This window comes from Belliella pelovolcani, assembly GCF_900156785.1.
Classification (GTDB): domain Bacteria; phylum Bacteroidota; class Bacteroidia; order Cytophagales; family Cyclobacteriaceae; genus Belliella; species Belliella pelovolcani.
The window spans coordinates 1-3,371 of record NZ_FTOP01000034.1; the positions used below are offsets into that span (position 1 = coordinate 1).

At 50.2% G+C, this 3,371-nt stretch carries 2 rRNA genes; both read right to left on the reverse strand.

Features of this window, described 5'->3' with window-relative positions:
• Nucleotides 1-85 precede the first annotated feature (85 nt).
• Nucleotides 86-197 (reverse strand): 5S ribosomal RNA (rrf, locus tag BW935_RS17885).
• A gap of 189 nt (nt 198-386) precedes the next feature.
• Nucleotides 387-3,271 (reverse strand): 23S ribosomal RNA (locus tag BW935_RS17890).
• Nucleotides 3,272-3,371: the final 100 nt, after the last annotated feature.

Consider the following 3,371-nt stretch of genomic DNA (forward strand, 5'->3'; position numbering starts at 1 on the left):
CGCTCTTTACTCCTTTGCTAGCTTAGCGAGAGCAAGGGGCTATAAAACACAAAAGCCTCTCAGTTTCCTGAAAGGCTTTTTAATAATGTGGCGGCGACCTACTCTCCCGGGTGTAACCCCAGTACCATCGGCGCTGCAGGGCTTAACTTCTCTGTTCGGGATGGGAAGAGGTGGGACCCCTGCGCTAGGCCGCCTATTTTTTAAGATATAAGACTCAAGATGTGAGACACAAGATCTAAAATCTTGGCTGACACTTGGACAATATCTTTAATATCTTAAGTTCTTTTAATCCGCTACAATGATGTAAGTACAAAGTCTTATGTCTTATGTCTTACTTCTAACGTCTTAATTTTGATATGTCTTGCAGAAAATTGAACGGGGAGATACTGAGTAAGTTTTCGGGCAATTAGTACAGCTCAGCTATGTCATCTCTGACTTTACACCTGCTGCCTATCAACGTCATCGTCTCTGACGGCCCTGTTTGGAAGTCTCATCTTGGAGGGAGTTTCGCACTTAGATGCTTTCAGCGCTTATCTCTTCCCGACGTAGCTACCCGGCAATGCAATTGGCATCACAACCGGTACACCAGCGGTCAGTCCAACCCGGTCCTCTCGTACTAAGGTCAGGTCTCCTCAAACTTCCCACGCCCGCAACAGATAGGGACCGAACTGTCTCACGACGTTCTGAACCCAGCTCGCGTGCCACTTTAATGGGCGAACAGCCCAACCCTTGGGACCTTCTCCAGCCCCAGGATGTGACGAGCCGACATCGAGGTGCCAAACCTCCCCGTCGATATGAGCTCTTGGGGGAGATCAGCCTGTTATCCCCAGAGTACCTTTTATCCTTTGAGCGACGGCCCTTCCATACGGTACCGCCGGATCACTATACCCGTGTTTCCACCCTGCTCGGCTTGTCGGCCTTACAGTCAAGCTCCCTTATGCTATTGCACTCCACGTACGGTTACCAAGCGTACTGAGGGAACCTTTGGAAGCCTCCGTTATCCTTTTGGAGGCGACCACCCCAGTCAAACTACCCACCAAGCAATGTCTCCCGCATAGCGGGATTAGATACCAAGCAAACAAAGGGTGGTATTTCAACGGCGACTCCTCAACGCCTAGCGACGCCAATTCATAGTCTCCCACCTATCCTACACATCGTTTACCCAATACCAATACTAAGCTGCAGTAAAGGTTCATGGGGTCTTTCCGTCCCGTTGCGGGTACGCGGCATCTTCACCGCGACTACAATTTCACCGAGCTCATGGCTGAGACAGCGCCCAGATCGTTACACCATTCGTGCAGGTCGGAACTTACCCGACAAGGAATTTCGCTACCTTAGGACCGTTATAGTTACGGCCGCCGTTTACCGGGGCTTCAATTCAATGCTTCTCTTACGATAACATCCCCTCTTAACCTTCCGGCACCGGGCAGGTGTCAGGCCTTATACTTCGTGTTGCCACTTCGCAAAGCCATGTGTTTTTGCTAAACAGTCGCCTGGGCCTTTTCACTGCGGCCTTCCCGCATAAGCGGGATAGGCGCCCCTTCTCCCGAAGTTACAGGGCCATTTTGCCGAGTTCCTTAGCCATGATTCACTCGAGCACCTCAGGATTCTCTCCTTGACCACCTGTGTCGGTTTGCGGTACGGGTCGATATACGCTTAACGCTAGAAGTTTTTCTTGGAAGCCCTTAGGACAACTATCCGATTGTCCGTAGACGCTCGGTACTATCACCTTCGGCTAGATCCACGCATTTAACTATGAATCCAATACCTACATGCTTTAACCCGGTATTCCGTCACCGGGCGTGTCTTTCATCACTCCGTCACTCCATCACCTGTATATCAAGTATGGGAATATTAACCCATTTGCCATCGACTACGCCTCTCGGCTGCGCCTTAGGTCCCGACTGACCCTGATCCGATTAGCGTTGATCAGGAAACCTTGGTCTATCGGTGTGCGGGTTTCTCGCCCGCATTATCGTTACTTATGCCTACATTTGCTTTTCCAAACGCTCCAGTGTACATCACCATACACATTCTCCGCTGTTTGGAATGCTCCCCTACCACTTAGAATTTCATCTAAATCCTACGCTTCGGTATTACACTTGATGCCCGATTATTATCGACGCCCTGCCGCTCGACCAGTGAGCTGTTACGCACTCTTTAAAGGAATAGCTGCTTCCAAGCTAACCTCCTGGCTGTCTCTGCAGCTGGACCACCTTTGTTCAACTTAGTGTAAATTTTGGGACCTTAGCGGTAGGTCTGGGTTCTTTCCCTCTCGGACAGGGACCTTAGCACCCCTGCCCTCACTGCCGTTACTGTATGCCGGCATTCGGAGTTCGTCAGGATTTGGTAGGATATGACTCCCCCTAGTCCTATCGGTAGCTCTACCTCCGACATACATTCCACGACGCTGTTCCTAAAAACATTTCGGGGAGTACGAGCTATTTCTCAGTTTGATTGGCCTTTCACCCCTACCCACAGATCATCCGGAAACTTTTCAACGTTTATCGGTTCGGTCCTCCATACTGTGTTACCAGTACTTCAACCTGTCCATGGGTAGATCACAAAGTTTCGCGTCTACCGCCACTGACTAAGCGCCCTGTTCAGACTCGCTTTCGCTCCGGCTGCGGATCTTAAATCCTTAACCTCGCCAGTGACGAGTAACTCGTAGGCTCATTATGCAAAAGGCACGCCGTCACCAAATTACTTGGCTCCGACCGCTTGTAAGCGCACGGTTTCAGGTTCTATTTCACCCCGTTATTCACGGTACTTTTCACCTTTCCCTCACGGTACTTGTTCACTATCGGTCTCTCAGGAGTATTTAGCCTTTCCGGATGGTGCCGGATAATTCAATCGGGATTTCTCCTGTCCCGACCTACTCAGGATACCCGCCTCAATATTCATGCTTCCAGTACGGGATTCTCACCCTCTTCGATCTGCCTTCCCAGACAGTTCCCGTCACATTCATACCAATTACGCAGGTCCTATAACCCCGAATCTGCCGTAACAGATCCGGTTTGGGCTATTCCGATTTCGCTCGCCACTACTCACGGAATCACTATTGTTTTCTCTTCCTCCGGGTACTTAGATGTTTCAGTTCCCCGGGTTTGCCTTCTTTACAGAATATCCCGTATAAACGGGATGGGTTGCCCCATTCGGATATCTACGGATCAATTCCTCTTGCGGATCCCCGTAGCTTTTCGCAGCTTGTCACGTCCTTCTTCGCCTCTGAGAGCCTAGGCATCCCCCGTACGCCCTTATTCACTTACTCTTACCAATATCTGCCTTTTGCGCCAGATATCAGTCGTATCTTCGCTTCAGGCTTACGCCTTCCGCTCAATTCTCTGCTCAACATGTCAATGAACTCTTTA